Origin of the sequence: Bradyrhizobium sp. 604_D8_N2_3, from assembly GCF_051810765.1 — a bacterium.
GTDB classification, from domain to species: domain Bacteria; phylum Pseudomonadota; class Alphaproteobacteria; order Rhizobiales; family Xanthobacteraceae; genus Bradyrhizobium; species Bradyrhizobium barranii.
The window spans coordinates 8,670,893-8,686,607 of the sequence record NZ_JBPWPM010000001.1; the positions used below are offsets into that span (position 1 = coordinate 8,670,893).

Annotated in this window: 13 protein-coding genes and 1 pseudogene; 11 read left to right on the plus strand and 3 right to left on the minus strand. The window is 62.2% G+C overall.

Annotated features, from left to right (window positions below):
- The first annotated feature begins 140 nt into the window (after positions 1-140).
- The 4 genes from AB7245_RS41690 (at position 141) to AB7245_RS41705 (ending at position 4,428) form a co-directional block, all read left to right on the plus strand.
- Entirely contained in the window at positions 141-1,820 is a 1,680-nt protein-coding gene (locus tag AB7245_RS41690; protein ID WP_439035622.1) for a hypothetical protein, read from the plus strand.
- A gap of 178 nt (positions 1,821-1,998) precedes the next feature.
- Complete coding sequence (locus AB7245_RS41695) at positions 1,999-2,670, plus strand: DNA-3-methyladenine glycosylase (RefSeq protein WP_439035623.1); 672 nt, start codon at positions 1,999-2,001, stop codon at positions 2,668-2,670.
- Complete coding sequence (locus AB7245_RS41700) at positions 2,631-3,644, plus strand: agmatine deiminase family protein (protein ID WP_439035624.1); 1,014 nt, start codon at positions 2,631-2,633, stop codon at positions 3,642-3,644. Before AB7245_RS41695 ends, AB7245_RS41700 begins: the two co-directional genes overlap by 40 nt.
- 25 nt (positions 3,645-3,669) lie before the next feature.
- Positions 3,670-4,428 (plus strand): TIGR02391 family protein, encoded by a 759-nt coding sequence (locus tag AB7245_RS41705; protein WP_439035625.1) that lies wholly within the window; start codon positions 3,670-3,672, stop codon positions 4,426-4,428.
- 43 nt (positions 4,429-4,471) lie between these two features.
- On the opposite strand, the gene AB7245_RS41710 is transcribed toward AB7245_RS41705, so the two are convergent.
- A complete protein-coding gene (locus tag AB7245_RS41710; RefSeq protein WP_439035626.1) occupies positions 4,472-5,605 on the minus strand; it encodes a DUF2235 domain-containing protein in 1,134 nt (377 codons plus the stop codon).
- Positions 5,606-5,686: 81 nt separating this feature from the next.
- On the opposite strand from AB7245_RS41710, the gene AB7245_RS41715 reads away from it, so the two are divergent.
- Together AB7245_RS41715 and AB7245_RS41720 are read left to right on the plus strand one after the other, a co-directional pair.
- Positions 5,687-7,012: an MBL fold metallo-hydrolase gene (locus AB7245_RS41715; RefSeq protein WP_439035627.1), complete on the plus strand. Its 1,326-nt coding sequence runs from the start codon at positions 5,687-5,689 to the stop codon at positions 7,010-7,012.
- Positions 7,005-9,413: a ThiF family adenylyltransferase gene (locus AB7245_RS41720; protein ID WP_439035628.1), complete on the plus strand. Its 2,409-nt coding sequence runs from the start codon at positions 7,005-7,007 to the stop codon at positions 9,411-9,413. The genes AB7245_RS41715 and AB7245_RS41720 overlap by 8 nt, the downstream gene beginning before the upstream one ends.
- Here AB7245_RS41720 and AB7245_RS41725 read toward each other — a convergent pair.
- Positions 9,385-10,065 (minus strand): hypothetical protein, encoded by a 681-nt coding sequence (locus tag AB7245_RS41725; RefSeq protein WP_439035629.1) that lies wholly within the window; start codon positions 10,063-10,065, stop codon positions 9,385-9,387. The two genes, AB7245_RS41720 and AB7245_RS41725, sit on opposite strands and share 29 nt — an antisense overlap.
- 165 nt (positions 10,066-10,230) lie before the next feature.
- Between AB7245_RS41725 and AB7245_RS41730 the strand changes: the two genes are divergently transcribed.
- The 5 genes from AB7245_RS41730 (at position 10,231) to AB7245_RS41750 (ending at position 13,627) form a co-directional block, all read left to right on the plus strand.
- A complete protein-coding gene (locus tag AB7245_RS41730; RefSeq protein WP_439035630.1) occupies positions 10,231-10,629 on the plus strand; it encodes a hypothetical protein in 399 nt (132 codons plus the stop codon).
- 9 nt (positions 10,630-10,638) lie between these two features.
- Positions 10,639-11,088, plus strand: a complete 450-nt coding sequence (locus tag AB7245_RS41735; protein ID WP_439035631.1) for a hypothetical protein — start codon at positions 10,639-10,641, stop codon at positions 11,086-11,088.
- 6 nt (positions 11,089-11,094) lie between these two features.
- Positions 11,095-11,820: an SOS response-associated peptidase gene (locus tag AB7245_RS41740; protein ID WP_439035632.1), complete on the plus strand. Its 726-nt coding sequence runs from the start codon at positions 11,095-11,097 to the stop codon at positions 11,818-11,820.
- Positions 11,817-12,920, plus strand: coding sequence for a DNA polymerase IV (gene dinB, locus AB7245_RS41745; RefSeq protein ID WP_439035633.1), 1,104 nt, complete (start codon positions 11,817-11,819; stop codon positions 12,918-12,920). The genes AB7245_RS41740 and dinB overlap by 4 nt, the downstream gene beginning before the upstream one ends.
- Positions 12,921-13,306: 386 nt before the next feature.
- Entirely contained in the window at positions 13,307-13,627 is a 321-nt protein-coding gene (locus AB7245_RS41750; protein ID WP_439035634.1) for a hypothetical protein, read from the plus strand.
- Positions 13,628-14,124: 497 nt separating this feature from the next.
- Here the strand turns inward: AB7245_RS41750 and AB7245_RS41755 are convergent.
- Positions 14,125-15,681: pseudogene (locus AB7245_RS41755) on the minus strand (ISL3 family transposase).
- Positions 15,682-15,715: the final 34 nt, after the last annotated feature.

A 15,715-nucleotide genomic window follows, 5' to 3' on the forward strand; every position in this document is an offset into this window, starting at 1 on the left:
CATCGAATTAGCGAGCGAGCAGGTGGAGCAACAGAGACGCCAGGCGAATGGCACCACATCGTAGGCGGGCTTCTCGGACCAGCTGCAGTATCATGCGATGCGAATCATTCTCATTGCGACTTTTCAAAGAACTGGAATCCATGAAACGTTACGCGCTGACTAGCTTCGCTCTCCTGGTCCTCCAAGTCATTTCAGCCAACGCCTCCGGTCTGGAGACGATATCGAAACTATCCTGCTCCGATGTGGCGCAATCAGCGGTCGCCAGACAATCGTGGTCGGCAAATGGCACGCCGTATGGCGTGCCCATGCTGGAATGGCGCCAGGATGAATTTGCTCTGCTCCGCAGCCGTATCGCCGAATGCGCCAAGCAGTCCGGCACCGACCCCCGCGGCCTCATTGCCTTTCTGCAACGCCTCGAAGGCATGGCGCGTCTTCAGAACTCGGCGGCCGACCGCGCGGGGCGCCATGCCAGCGTCGATGAGGCTCATAGGCGAAGTCAGACCCTGAACGAGTCCATGGAACAGGCGCAGAGGGATCGGCAGACAGCTAGTGAAGCCGAGAAGGAGATCGAAAGGGGCCTTATAACCAAGGTGGAAGGCTTCACGGCGGCGACCGAACTCAGATCATTCTGCTCGGAAACGTGGAAGTCCCAGCTTCCGGAGACCACTCGCGTCGACGTGGTGGTCGCGTGCAAAGCCAAGCTGGCTCGCTTGGCCATCGCGGATCAGGAAAATACGGAGGCCCGTAAGGCTCAGACGTCCGCCACGCAGCTATCGGAGCTGATCCGGAAAGTTCGCGAGATGCCGGCAACGCAGGAGACCGTCCGGCAATTGCAGTATCTGCGCTCCGATAATCACTATCGTCTTCCGTCCCTCACATTCCAGGATCAGAACAGCTACATCAGTGCGATAGACGGCAGGCTGGGCGAGATCGGCAGCCAGTTAACCGATACTGCCTGTGCCGGCGTGGTATCAAAAGTCGCAGTGCCTCAGGAGTTGCGTGACGCCGTCGTGGTCGACGGCCTTGCAGGCGTCTCCTTGACCTACTTTCTTTGTGGCCCGGCCCTAACGACAAAGAACGTGTCCGTCCGACTTGGGCAGCGAGATCTCGTTGAAGTCAAAGTCGCGTCTGTCATCCTGACGTTTGCGCGGCGTCGCTACTTGCCGGATCGCAAGATCGACGTGGCGGTCGATTCACCGATCCAGGGCGGCGTCGACGCGCTAGTGCTGACTGGCGCGGCGGACGGAGGAAGACCGATCCAGATCGGAAATCCCAACTTCTTCGTCATCAACTTCTATTCGCAATTTACGCCGCAAATTGACGAGTTCCTGAAGCAGTCCTCCAGCTCGAACGCCAGGGCGGACCAATTCATGCGCGTAGAATGCCAAATGGGCGAGTGCATCTGGTCCGCCCTGGCGGAAAAGAAGGTCGTTAAACAGCTGCCGAACGGAAACCTTGTCGAGGCGCTCTTGCGCGAATGCGACGCCAGGTATGAGGACGACTATCCAGATCACTACTCATGCCGGGACGCCGAGACTTCGAAGGCGCAGTACGCAGCCTTCTGCAGCACGAAGTTTCCAAGTATCGCGTACAGGGATGGCAATCGCTGGCAACGGATGCGGCTGTCGATCTCGTCGGACGGGGTGTTCAAGTATAATAGCGGCTTGATCGCTCGATATCTGCGCATCTGCCACGACAAAGTCCGCGGTCCGGAAGATCTCGATGCGGTGGTTGCGGAGTTTGGCTATAAGAGCCGCGTCGAGGCTCTCGGAGACAACGTGCAGGATGCCGTGGATGATGTCGCGAAGCTGGCCGAATAAGACCTGAGTTTCTCCCGACCAGCCAAGCGCCACGTCAGGCTGCAAGATCAACGAGATCGCTGACGAATTAGATAATACAATAATTTCATAGAGTTATTTGACAGATATTCGAGCTTCTCTAGTGTGTTTCTCGCGGCCCCGCATCGCCGCATTTTGCGAACACTGAGGAGTAATCAAAATGAATTTCGATTTGAACAATTACATTCCTGTTAAGCCCGACTTTTTTGCGGGCTCTGCTGTCGAGGCGGCCCAGAATGCTGTCGGATGCCTAGTGATCGTCACCGATCTCCGCCGCGAGACCGACAGCGGGATCATCATCGCGGAAGCTGAGGCCTACGACGAGACCGACATGGCCTCACATTGTCATCCAGGCGCCGCCGCGCAGCGCCGCAACCGCAGCTCCTCGATGCTGCTCCCGCATGGACATGTCTACATTCACCACGACAGGGGAATGCCGTGTCTGAACCTGGTCTGCGGGGAAGAGGGATTTGGCAGCGCGATCTTGATCCGGTCGGGAGTGCCGGTGATCGGAATCGATGCGATGGCAGAGCGACGCTCCGCCCATCCGTCAGCGGATCGCACGATCCGCTGTGGTGCGTCCGGGTTTGAACGAAAGCTTTGCAATGGACCTGCAAAGCTTGGCGAGGCACTCGGGCTTTACCCACTCCTCGATGGAGCCTCGCTCTTCAAGCCTCCTTTGCGCGTTTTGCGCCCGGTTGAGCCGGTGATCAACCTGCTCAATGGACCTCGCATCAACATCTCCAAGGACGCCGATCGTCCGTGGCGCTGGGGCCATCCCGGCTATCGCGAATGGCTCAGCGCGCCATTTCCGTCGGTGGTGGACGCGTGAGCGGAAATCGTGAGATCCGCATTCCCGCCGATCACGAGGCTCACGCCTGCACGATTATGGCATGGGCGGTGCACCGGGAATGGGGAGCCGAGAAAGAGCAGGTGGAGCGCGAGCTCGAGGCTGTGGTCCGGGCTATCGCGGAATACGATCCGATAAAGCTGCTGACACCGGCGGAAATGGTGCCGGCGGCGCGGGCCCGAAAATTCGGGCCCGAAGTCGAGATCGTACCGGCGCCGGTCGACGATATCTGGATGCGTGATATCGCGCCGGTGTTCGCAAAGCGCTGGGCCGATACGATCGCGATCGACTTCAACTTCAACGCCTGGGACAATTCCCGGCGTGGCCGCGCCGGCGACCGCCTGGCGCGCACGCACGATTTCGGCGTTCCGGTGATCGGCATGCCGTTCGTTGCCGAGGGCGGAGCGTTTATCACGGACGGTCAGGGACTCGCGATCGCAACGCGAAGCTGCCTGCTCTCGCGCAACCAGCAGATGGACGAGACGGCCATCACTGCGGCCTTCGGCTGCGTTGGGATTCGGGATCTGATCTGGCTCGACGGCGATCCGACCGAACCGATCACCACAGGTCATCCGGACGGGTACATGGCCTTCCTGCCCGACGGCAGGCTGCTGGTCGAGGTCATCGCATCTGGACCGGGAGCCCGACGACGCCAGTGCGATGTTGCAATACTGCGGCAATCGGTCAACAACAGAAAAATAAGGGGTGTCGAACCGTTCGAGGTCGTCCCGGATGGCCTGTCCGGCAGCGCGATGATGGCTGCCACGTATGTGAACCTTTTCGTCACCGACGGTGCGGTCCTGACGGCGCGATTCGGCGACACTCACAACGACTTGCGCGCGAAGCTGGAGCTGGAGCGCCTTTTCCCAGGGCGGGACATACGCATGCTCGACTTAAGGACGATTCTTAATGGCGGCGGCGGCATCCGATGCCTGACGCAACCGGTGCCGATTTGATGCGTCACCCAGTCCGAGGAACTCAATGATCTCGACCTACATCAAGGACGCCGACCAACTGCTTGCGATGGCACCCGCTGACGTCGGGCGCAGCATGCTCATGATCGCCAAGAAAGTGCGGCAAGGCGCCGGCTTCACCTTCGAGGCGATAACGACCGAGCCGTTCGGCACGGGAATGGCGACCGAGCGCGGCAGCAGCTACCCTTTCCATAAGAAAGCGCTGATCGACGAACACCTGAACAAGGCATGGCGCCTGCTTGAGCGCGAAGGTTTCATCGAGGCCTCTCCGGGCATCAACGGCGACCACGGCTGGAAGACATTCACAGATGCTGGTCTGGCCGTCGCCAACGGTCAGGACTTCGAGGCTACTCGCGCGGCGATGCTCTTTCCCAAAGAACTGATCCATCCTGCGATCCGCGACAAAGTCTGGGGAGCGCTGGCACGGGGCGATCTGGACGAAGCCGTGTTCGCCGCGTTCAAGGCCGTGGAGGTGGCTGTGCGCCAAGCTGGCGGATACGAAGCTACGGACCTTGGCGCGGACTTGATGCGAAAGGCCTTCGATCCCAGCGATGCGCCGAAGGACAATCGCGGACGACTGACGAACTTAGCGCATCCCACGGGCGAGCGAGAAGCCTTGGCCCATCTGTTCGCCGGCGCGATCGGATCGTACAAGAACCCTCATTCTCATCGGACGGTGAACCTTAGTGACCCGGCCGAAGCGCGAGAGCAGGTTATGCTCGCAAGCCATCTGTTGCGCATCGTCGACGCGCGTCGGCCGCAGTGAGGATGCCTCGCGCGCTTGTCCGGCTCGATAGGCTAGGCGTCGGTCAAAAGGCGGCGACCTTGGGATCGGTAGTCATGACGGCGCCGACGAGCTTCGCGGGATCGACGTCCTTCGCCGCCGCCCACGATGCCAAGTTCACCGGGCGATAGGACGCATCGGCCCGCCAGCGGTCGAAGACCGAACCGTCGACGGTCTCGTTGATGCGCGACGTCGTGGCGTCCGTGCCCTTGTCGGGCGGCAGGCCGACGGGCCGGTAGAAAGGCCGCGAGACGAAGCGGTAGAGGCCCCAAGCGAACTCGCGATAGGAATCCGTGACCGGCGGCGCGACTTGCGAGAGGTCGAGCGAGACCTCGCTGCGGAAGCCGAGCCCCAAGCCAGCCGCTTTCTCCATTAGCCACTTCAGGGGCCGCTGCGCCAACGGGTCACTCGCGTAGCCGCCGCCGATGTTGGCATGCGCACCGACGAACCAACGCTGCTCGACCTTCTCGATCTGACGTTCGGCGGCTCCTTCGTGTCCAACCCTATCCGTCCTGGTCCAGAATGTGGGTTCGAAATTCTTCCGGTGTTCGTCAAGCGCCAGCGCATGGAAGGCGTGCTCGTTGTCGAGCCGCAGATGCGTGTCGAGAAACCGATATTTGCGGACCTCGGCCGCCATGCTCCACACCGGAAGGCCGAGCGAACCAACGGTGTCCCACACGCCGACGAACTTGACCTTGGTGGGCCGCGAATAGGCGGTCAGCCAGCGTTCCTCGAGCGAGACACCGTCCGGCAGCGGCCTGCCCAGCAGCGTCCTGATCGTCGGGGCATCGTAGATGCGATATCGCGCGTAAAGCTGCTCGATCGACAACGGCGCGCCGAGCCTGAGGACACCGCATTTGCAGATCAAGCCCGACAAGCTGCGCGCCGTATACGCGCCGCGACTGAAACCGAAGATGAAGATCTCGTCGCCGTCGTCGAAATTCTGGATCAGCCACGTATAGGCTTCGATAATCTCGTCGTCGATGCCCCACCCGGTGACGCCGCCTCGCGCAGATTCACCGCGCCGGGTGCCGACCCCCTGCGAATAGTAGACGCGTTGGTCGGCGGTCTCGGCGGTCAGGGACTTCAACCTCCAGACGTTCGTGTTGTTGTTCAGCGTGTTCCAAGTACCGTCGAGGAAGATCGCGAGACGCTTCATGAGATCTCTCCGATAATGTCCTGCTGAAATCGCGCCCCAGTACGGCTTCATCATCGCCCGTGCCGTCGAGCGCGTCGATCGATGCCGACAGCCACCGGCCGCCGAATCAAATCAGCCCGGGCGGTCGAGCGGACCGGGAGTCAACGAAAAAAACGTCGATTTCCCGAAGGAAAGTGCGCCCACCGAACCTTGCCGAACCGCCGCGTCGCCACCACGTGCTCAACCGCCAGTTTTATTTATTCCTACAAGATTCGAGAAGATGCAATGGACCCGCGTATCACCTATTTCCCCGTCGGCAACGGCGATTGCTCGCTGATCACCCTGAGCGACAACACCCAGATCATCATCGACTGCAACACCACCCAGGAAGCCAGTGACGAAGACGACCCCAGCCGCTACGACGTCCATCAGCACTTGCTCGATTTCGGCAAGAAGCTCGGCGGCAAGATTCCCCATGTCGACGTGTTCATCCTGACCCATGCTGATCAGGATCACTGCCGCGGCTTCGACACGATGTTCTACACGGGCGACCCGTCCAAATACACGGTGAAGCACTCCAAGGAAGACCTGACCCTCATCGACGAGCTCTGGTTCACCCACCGCATCTTCGCCAACCACGAGGGCGAGCTGTCGAAGTGGGCCAACGCGTTCAAGAAGGAAGCGCAACGCCGCATCGATCTCCATCTCGCGAAGTCGTTATTGCGCAACGACGCCGGCAACCGCATTCGCGTCGTCGGTCACAGCAACAACCCGGCCTATAAGGGGCTCGGCGATCTGGTAATTACCCCGGGCAACTACATCGACGTCATCGACCGCAAGACGAAGAAGGACTTCCGCTTCTTCGTCCATGCGCCGTTCCGCAAGGAGGTCGACGATAAGCTGGCCGACCGCAACGACACCAGCGTGGTGCTGCAGGCCTGCTTCGACGTGGGCGGAACCAAGAACGCCGGCCTTGCGATGTTCGGCGGCGACGCCGGCGCGGCAATCTGGTCGAAGATTCTGGAACTCAGCGACGACGACAAGCTGGCATTCGATCTCTTCCTCGCGCCGCACCACTGTTCGTGGACGTTCTTTAGCGAGGAAGAGTACAAGTACAATAAGGTGCCGGCCGAGGACTCGCTCGCCATCCTCGGCAAGGGTCTCGACGGCGCGCGCGTGATCGCGTCGTGCAAGCCGATCAAGGACGACGACGACAATCCTCCACATTTCGCGGCCAAGGAGGAGTACGAAGATGTCGTCGGCGAGGGGAATTTCATCAGCCTCGCTGAGGTTGGAGACCAAAAGCGCGCGCTGCCGACCACGTTCGAAATGAGCGAGAACGGGCCGGTGCTGCTGGATCCGGAGGACGTCGATCACGTCGACGATGCCGTCAAAAAGGTCGCGAGTACGCCGCAGACCTATGGGTGAACTGCACTCCACGCCACAGGAAAAGGAAGACGAAGACAGTCTGTCGCCGACGATCCGCTCGGCGGTGGCGGAGTTGCGCGCCGAGTACCCCGCTCAGGCCATTCCGGTACTGAAGTGGAACGACACTTATGTCGCCGTAGCGGTCTCTGTCGACGTCGAACTGCCAGGGCGCGGCCCTGTCAACGGAGTTGACATCCACAAGCGCGAACCGCTGGTGCTGCTGTTCTCCAAGAAGTCTTTCCCCTACCTGGCGCCGCGGGTCTATTCGGACCGCCGCGACTTCTCCAAGACCGCGTTTCCTCACCTCAACCCGACGCCGCCCAACGTGCCGGCGTCGCTCTGCCTGCACCGCGGTTCGATCGATACCTGGTTCGCCGAGCACACGGTGACCGACCTGGTTGAGCGGGCGCGGGGCTGGCTGCGCGACGCCGCTCGCAACCGCCTGGTCCCGGAAGGAGACGGCTTCGAGCCGACCCGTTCGCCTGACACGTTCGGCACCTTCGTCTACTCGCCCGAGGCGTTCATCGCAAAAGCGGCCGAGCTCCGCGCGGCGCAGGACAGGACCGCCGGCAGCGCCTTCGTCACCTACGAACTGCTCGACACCGAGGGCAAGGCCGAGATCGGCGAGAACGAATACACCGTCAGACAGGCGGCCTTCGCCGACGACGACAAGCTCGAGCAGCACAAGATCGTCGCGAACGTGTTGAACGAGATGGCCGAAAAACCCGAATACAAGGGACAATTCCAGCGCCGCCTTTTCGGCCTGCTGCTCTGGACGCCGGAGGCCAACATCTGCGGGCAGCATTTCGGCGAATTGCCGGAAACGCTCGGCGACCTGGAAATCTGGGCCGAAGCGCTTGGGTTTCCGCTGCGGGCCGCGCTGGCTTCGTATCTCGCCAATGAACTCCACCTCTTCGGCGGTGTACCGATCGTGCTTGCCGTTAGACGCCCCCAACAGGTTCTAGGCAGAGCGTCCGATGTCGAACTACTAAACTTCCTCGTCTCCGCCGGCGGAGATCACTGGCCGAAGGACGGCGCATGGGATCCGGCGGCTCGCGTCTGGTTCGCCGACCACCGCACGCCGCTGACGCCGGCGTTCGCCCGCGAGATCTCGGCCCTTCCCGCCGATGGAGCAGCGGAACCTACAGTCATCTTCGGCGCCGGCGCGCTGGGCTCGAAGGTTGCGAGCCACCTCGCCCGGAGCGGCAGCGTCGCGCTCAAGATCGTCGATAACGCGAAGATCTCGCCTCACAACCTCGTCCGACACGCGCTGGGCGGCCGTGCCGTCGGCCTGTCGAAGGCGGAAGCCCTCAAGGACGAACTGCTCAAACTATATCCGGGCCAAGGCGACCTTCCCATCGAGGGTAAGAACGCATCCGCACTTGACCGGTTACGCAGGCCCGCCTTCTTCGAAGGCTATGCCAATCTGGTCGACATGACGGCGTCGAACATCGTGTTCAACGCGCTCCGCGACGCTGCCCTTCCCGACACGGTCCGCGTCCACCGCGCCGAGATCGCCCATCGTGGCAAGCTCGGCCTGCTGTCGATCGAGGGAGCCGGACGCAATCCCCGGATCGACGACCTCCAAACGCTGATCTACGATTCCGCGATCGAGGACGATGCGGTCGCCGCCTGGCTGGAAGAGGTCAGGTCGACGCGCGACGATCGCGTCGGATCTGGCGGGTTGGAAGATATTCAAGTCGGATTGAGTTGCAGTTCAGCGACGATGCAGCTGGCCGACGAGGTCGTGTCTTTCCACGCCGCGGCAGCCACCCACCGGCTGCGGCCTTATCTGGCCAAGGACGGCCCGGCGCGGACCGAGGGGCTCGTCAATCTGAGCTTCCTGAACGAAGGAGGCGACAGTCGCGCGAGCGCGCGGACTATCGGCCCGACCGTGGTGCTCGGCGCCGACTACGGATGGCAAATCCGAATCGCGGCGACCGCCGCGAAGGAAATGTCGGAACTGATGCGGCGGCACAGTCCGAGCGAGACCGGCGGGATCCTGGTCGGTCGCCTAGCCGCGACGAGGAAGACGATCTACGTGACGCGTCTGGTCCCCGCTCCCCCCGACAGTGGGGGCACTCCCTGGGTGTTTACGCGTGGCACCGAGAAACTGCCGGAGGCTCTCGCTCAGGTCGAACGCCGGACCGGCGGTCTGCTCACCTACGTCGGCGAGTGGCACACGCATCCGGCGGGCGGGTCTGATCTCAGCGACACGGACAAGACCGCGGTCATCAGCCTGCGGTCGATCCTCGATCGCGTCGGCCAGCCCACTCTGGTGACCATCGTGACGCCGGAGGAGATCCGGCCTCACCTCTTCGAGCCGACGAGCCCGCCGGTCGTGGTCGATCAACCGCGACGTCGGCCAGGCTTCATGCGGGTGATTTTTTGGCGGCGCTAGAGGCCGTCGGCTTTCCGGCCTTCTGGGCCAACACCGTACAGACGAACCGAACGCCGTAGATCGCCGCGGCGTGCCGGACGACGATCAGCTGAAAAAGCAGAATGCCGAAGTAGACGCCGCAGGCGTTCCACGGGGCGACGAGAAACAACGCCGCGATGCCGAACCCGATCAGGAATAGCGCCGCCAGACCCGTGTAATCGCGCAGCAGCAGATAATCGCGATGTACCTGCTGTACGGCTGGGAGGTCCTGCACCTCGAGATAGAACCGGTACCATAGGCTATTCTGATCCTTAGGGTCGCCCGGCACCTTGTTGCCGCACGCCCGCTGCAACCGCGTGAAATCTGTTCGGGGATCGGCCTTCGCGTGGACGCTGAAGGCACGATGGCCCGGCAGGACATCGTTCCACCGCAAGAACACCAGCCGCTCCTTAGCCGCCGAAGTGAGCAGTCCGTTCGCGATCGTGGTGACCACGACGGCGAGGCCGACGGGCAGCAGGTTCGCGGCACCCGTGAGAGTCGCCTTAATCCCCGACAGCTCGAATGTCGCCCACTGACACGCCCCGTAGAACACGACCGCGTTCGCCGCGATGATAAGCCAAAGCTGCCTTCGGTTCTGCTCCTTCAGTTTCTGCGATCCACCCTGCTTCGCCATGAATTGCCCGTCCCTAACGAACGTTTCGATCGACCACTGTAGTGGCGTGGGCCGCAGATGCACGCAACAGGCGCGCATTGGAATGGACCTTGTGCGCGAAATCCCCCAGTCCCTGCCGCGCAAGTCGGACTAGACACTTATGTTCATGATATGTTCTAATGCGTCATGAACGACCGATCCGCGAGCTGGCGCATGCCGCCCCCGAAGCAGCTGGAAAAGCTGGCCACCGCCGTCGGCAAAAACGTCGCACCAGTGCGGCCGATCGGCCCAGCCGACGATTTAACCGCCGAATACTGGGAGGCCCTCTTACGGGACGCTCCTGCCGACGACAGACGGTCCGGCCCCGGCATACGGATGCGGCGGCTCGCCGACATCCCGCAGCACGTGCTTAGGGTGTCCTGCCGCCGCTGCAAGCGGATCGTCGAGATCCAGAAGGCCGACGCGACGCGCTTGTACGGCCCGCAGGCGCTCTGGAAGGACGTCGGGCAGAGGCTGCTCGACAAGACCTGCCAGGCGCGGACAGGTAGGCTCGAGGAGGACGGCTGCTGGCCGCAATTCGAGTAGGCGCCAGTGATGGCGTCGAAGCACCACCCGACGCCTCTCTCCGGAGGCGACCGCAAGGCCCTCGCCAAGGAACTCGGCAAGGCCCGCGCCATGACGACGATCCTGGCCGCTCAATCTGCAGCGGCTCGGGCTAAGGGGGAGGCCCTCATCAAGCAGGCCGACCGGCTCCTGTGCGAGTCGTGGAACGAGCGCATGTGGTCCGATGGCGGGCCGATCGACCCGTCTCCCACGATCGACCAGGCGGTGAGCGGGGGTTATAGCTGGTTGCAGATCGAATGCTCGCGGTGCAAGGCCGCCCGCGACGTCGATCTGGCCGCGCTTACCCATCCATCGACGACTTTCGTGCACGACTTGGCGAGCCGCTTGCGGTGCCGGAAGTGCGCCAAAGCCGGCAAGCGACCGGCTGCCACCCTGCTGCAGCTGGCGCAGCGGGCCCGGCATCCGGATCCGGAGGACTGACCAACCGTGTGCAACCTGTATTCGATCACCACCAACCAGGCCGCCATCTGCGCGCTGTTCCGCGTCGTCAACCGGTACGTCGGCAACCTCGCGCCGATGCCCGGCGTATTTCCGGACTACAAGGCGCCGATCGTCCGCACCGGTGCCGACGGTCGCGAGCTCGTCACCGCGCGGTGGGGCATGCCATCGTCGTGGAAAGCTATGATGGACGCCACGAAGAAGCGCGCCGAGAAGCTGCAAGCCAAGGGTAAGCAAGTCGATTTCAAGGAATTGCTCCGGATGGAGCCGGACGGCGGCACGACCAACATCCGCAACGTGAAGTCGAAGCACTGGACGCGATGGCTGGGTCCGGAGCATCGCTGCGTGGTGCCGTTCAACTCGTTCAGCGAGTTCAACAAGGCCGAAGGCGGCGACATCTGGTTCGCGCTCGACGAGACCCGCCCGCTCGCCTGCTTCGCCGGCATCTGGACTAACTGGACGTCGGTCCGGAAGGTGAAGGAGGGCGAGACCACCAACGATCTCTACGCGTTCCTGACAACCGAGCCGAACGCAGAGGTCGGCGCCATCCATCCGAAGGCGATGCCCGTGATCCTGACGACACCCGATGAGGTCGAGACCTGGATGACCGCGCCTCCAGGCGAAGCCTTGAAACTGCAGTGGCCTCTGCCGGACGGGACGCTGCGGATCGTCGCTCGCGGCGTCAAGGAAGACGCGGCCGGACCGACGGCGTGACCGACGAGGACGACAGCCATATCGTACCGCCGTCCCGGCAACGGAAGATCATCCACGTCGACATGGACGCGTTTTACGCATCCGTCGAACAGCGGGACAATCCAGACCTCCGCGGCAAACCGGTCGCCGTCGGCGGATCCCGCGAGCGCGGCGTCGTTGCGGCCGCCAGCTACGAAGCCAGAAAATTCGGTGTCCGGTCGGCCATGCCGTCTGTGACCGCGAAACGACAGTGCCCGGACTTGATCTTCGTGAAGCCGCGCTTCGAGGTCTATAAGGCGGTCTCGCAGCAGATCCGCGAGATCTTCGCCGAACACACGCCGATCATCGAACCGCTGTCGCTGGACGAGGCCTACCTCGACGTCACCGAGAACCTGCAGAACATCCCGCTGGCGCGCGACGTCGCGCTCGCGATCCGCGCGAAGATCAAGGAAGTGACCGGCCTCAACGCCTCGGCCGGCATCTCCTACAACAAGTTCCTGGCCAAGCTCGCCTCCGACCACCGCAAGCCGAACGGCCAGTACGTCATCACGCCCGAGATGGGGCCGGCATTCGTGGAAGCGTTGCCGGTCGGCAAATTCCACGGCATCGGGCCTGCGACCAGCGCGAAGATGAACTCGTTCGGTCTTTACACCGGCCTCGACATGCGGAATCAGACGCTAGAGTTCATGCAGGCCAACTTCGGCAAGGCCGGCGCGTACTACTATTGGATCTCGCGAGGTGTCGATAACCGCGAGGTCCGCGCAAACCGGATCCGGAAATCGGTCGGCGCCGAGACCACGTTCTCCAGCGACCTCGTCGAGTTCGAAGCCATGGCCGGCGAACTCCGGCCGCTGATCGACAAGGTATGGCAGCACTGCGAAGACAAGCGCTCGCGGGGCCGAACCGTGACGCTGAAGGTGAAGTTTAACGACTTCGAGATCATCACGCGCAGCAGATCCGTTCCGGCCGCGATCTCGAACCGGGACGATCTCGAACAAGCGTCGATCTCCCTGCTGCGGAATGAGATGCCGGTCCCTAAGCCGGTTCGCCTATTGGGAGTTTCTCTGTCCTCGCTGCAAGGCGGTGATCCGGAAGAGCCGCAACTCGACCTCCCGATCTAGAGCGGTACGCATGTTCAGTGTATCCAGTGTTATTCGGCGATGGTTTGACCCCCGATCGGCGCCGAAGGTTGACCCCGGCCAACACTGCCCAATTCCTCACCGGAATGCTCGTCACGTGTGGGGTCAATGCTGGGCTCTGACTCACTTTTGGTGCAGCTATCGGCGTGCCGCGGGTGGCACAGTGCCTGATTCAACTTTCGCAGAAGCCCTGTTACGCGAGTCCAGGTCGGCGGCTTGTCGGTCCTCTGTAGTTTCTGGTTGGATCTGAGTCTTTCGCGCTTCATTCGAGCCTACCGCAATCATGACCCAATGCCGCACGGCGCTCTGAAGGTTCAGCGGATAAGCCCTGTCAGGCACTTCTTGAACGTGCTACACTCTAAACGACCATGGCTACCAAACCCATCCAATTGACCGACGCCGCCTTCCTGATGTTGCGGAAGGTAATAGGTCGTGCCGACTCCGAGATCGGTCTGTGGGTCGGCGCCGCGGACATCGTGCCCGCCGCTGAGCTTATCGAGGCGGGATATGCCACTGTCCGTAACGTGGATGAGAGACCGAAACTACATGCGACCCTCGCCGGCGTCGAGTACATGAAGACGATTGACGCTCTGACCAGTCCAGAGGCGGACGGCATGCGTGATGATTTCGGCGAGAAATTCCTTAAGATGAAGGGCCGCGTCGATCCGACCTTGAAGCTCGGGTTCTGATTTGCTCGAGTTTCGAATGTCGACTTCGAGGTGACTCCAGCTCTGTCGCAAGCTGCTCGCGCTCGGAGAAAACTCTGGTCGGAACATGGACCGACGTTTGGGCGAGTTCTTGCTTGCTGCGCACATCTCCGAGCAAGGAGCCGCCGACGGCACGATTGAGGTCTAGGGAGATGGCCGGGACTGCTATTTACGCTTCCTCGCCGAGCGAGCGAGGGACCTGCCCTGCAGCAATCCGTAAGGCTTGGGAAAAGATAGGCCGGCGCTCTCACGTCGGCGGGGTAACAAGCGTCGAGCTTTTCGTTCGGTAGGCGTTACAGGTTACTACGGGCTCAGTTGTGATCCCGTTGCCGTCCTCAGCCTCCTAGCATGTGTCGCCAGCCGCTGGCGGTTGCGCTCACAGTGCGATCGGCGCCGGCGCTTCATTCGGGCCGCCTCTCGCTATGCCAGAGTGTCGATCGGCTTGCAAAATTTGGCCCTGACTCACTTTGTGCAGTTGTTTACGCGGCGCCGATGACGCGTGCCTCGAGCAGATCGATTTTTGCACGCCCATACATCTGACGCTTCATCAGCTTGAGCTTTATGATTTGACCTTCGGTCTGACCGTTCGACCAAGGTTGGATGATCGCGGCTTGAACGGCGTCGCGATCTGCGATGATGCCCTTGGCGAACGAGCCGAGTGGACTGTCGATCGCAGCGGCGATCCATGGATCGAGGTCGGGGGCCTTTTGCTGGCGCATGATTTCGTGGAAACGATCGACCAAGTCGCGGGCCTCGAGCAACGATGGGACATCGAGCGCGATCTTGGCCATGATCGACGCCTGATCCCTCGGTACTTGATCGCGTTCGATTGTCATAAGCCGCGCAATCTTGCGTGCCGACGGGGTCTTCCTCACCCGCCCGGCCGGATTCGATGATTCATCGAGACGGCGGCGGGTGGCCCATTCGGCGACGACCCGAAGGGATCCTTGGAATCCCTGTATCCGCAGGCGGCGCCAGAGTTCGGCGCCATTCCGGCAGCCGCCCGTCCAGAGGGCGTCGAGCGTCTCGGCGTACGGCTCGATGATGCTCACGCGGCTGCGGAAGATCTCCCGTCCGCCGCCTCGGGCAATACGTCGAACCGTCTGGTGTGCAAGGCTGAGCCGGCGGGTAATCTGTTTGAGTGGAGTTCCCTGTTCGAGCAGCTGCAACACCGCATCGACCGTCTTCTTGCGGTGTTGGAAATTCTCCCACCGCTTGCGTTCCGCACAACTGAGTAGTGCGGGGTCGATCTGGTCATTGGCCGACGATTTGCGGATGGCGTGCATGTTCTGGCGCACGACATCAAGAAAGCTCGCGCTGGCGTTTTCGAAGAGGTGCCAACGATCGGCGACTTGTATGGCCTGGGCGCACCCTTGGACGCGGCGTCGCCGTAGCTCGCGCCACGATCCCGGGCGATGAACTCGATGCTGGGGTGATCGCGCGGCCAGGCGGCAATGGTGCCACTCGCGCGATCCGGCAGGAGTGCAACGATGCGGCGACGCTCAAGGTCACAGATGACGGTACCGTACTGGCATCCCTTTCGCCAGGCCCAGTCGTCAATGCCGACCGCGTGCAAGGAGTCGCGAGGGCGTGCCGCGCGCCGGCGAACCGTTCTAAGCAAGGTATCTTTGCTGACCGGGATTGCCAGGCGGCTTGCCAAGTTATGTCCGGGCCGCCCGCCCAATGCGAGCCCGAGGCGATGCACGATGCCATCCATCCGCATTGTTCGGCGGGCTGACGGCAATGCGACCGCATCACCGAGGCGCTGGACGAAAATGCGCCGCCGGCAGCCTGTTCCGACGCATCGAAACCGGCGTGTCTCAACATTGATCTCGACGATGCGATCGTGGGCAGGCAAATCGATGAGGCGTCGCCTGTAGCGGCTATGGATCCGACCCGAAACGACGCCGCATTCAGGACACGTCGCCGTCTCCGTGCTCGGTCTTGCCATTACGATGATCTTCGGCCTTGATCTCGACGCCATCGACAGCAAGGCCCGCTGGTGTCAGCGTCGCGGTATAGGTCTTAAGGCACATCTGCGGTGATTCCCCCATGAGGTTGAATCAGCCA

What these genes read in the sequence shown, in the direction of transcription:
- AB7245_RS41720 (WP_439035628.1), top strand. Translation starts at nt 7,005, where the DNA reads ATGGGTGAACTGCACTCCACGCCACAGGAAAAGGAAGACGAAGACAGT.
- AB7245_RS41750 (WP_439035634.1), top strand. Translation starts at nt 13,307, where the DNA reads ATGGCTACCAAACCCATCCAATTGACCGACGCCGCCTTCCTGATGTTG.
- AB7245_RS41710 (WP_439035626.1), bottom strand. Translation starts at nt 5,605, where the DNA reads ATGAAGCGTCTCGCGATCTTCCTCGACGGTACTTGGAACACGCTGAAC.
- AB7245_RS41735 (WP_439035631.1), top strand. Translation starts at nt 10,639, where the DNA reads ATGGCGTCGAAGCACCACCCGACGCCTCTCTCCGGAGGCGACCGCAAG.
- AB7245_RS41690 (WP_439035622.1), top strand. Translation starts at nt 141, where the DNA reads ATGAAACGTTACGCGCTGACTAGCTTCGCTCTCCTGGTCCTCCAAGTC.
- AB7245_RS41700 (WP_439035624.1), top strand. Translation starts at nt 2,631, where the DNA reads ATGGCTCAGCGCGCCATTTCCGTCGGTGGTGGACGCGTGAGCGGAAAT.
- AB7245_RS41695 (WP_439035623.1), top strand. Translation starts at nt 1,999, where the DNA reads ATGAATTTCGATTTGAACAATTACATTCCTGTTAAGCCCGACTTTTTT.
- AB7245_RS41730 (WP_439035630.1), top strand. Translation starts at nt 10,231, where the DNA reads ATGAACGACCGATCCGCGAGCTGGCGCATGCCGCCCCCGAAGCAGCTG.
- AB7245_RS41725 (WP_439035629.1), bottom strand. Translation starts at nt 10,065, where the DNA reads ATGGCGAAGCAGGGTGGATCGCAGAAACTGAAGGAGCAGAACCGAAGG.
- AB7245_RS41715 (WP_439035627.1), top strand. Translation starts at nt 5,687, where the DNA reads ATGCCGACAGCCACCGGCCGCCGAATCAAATCAGCCCGGGCGGTCGAG.
- AB7245_RS41705 (WP_439035625.1), top strand. Translation starts at nt 3,670, where the DNA reads ATGATCTCGACCTACATCAAGGACGCCGACCAACTGCTTGCGATGGCA.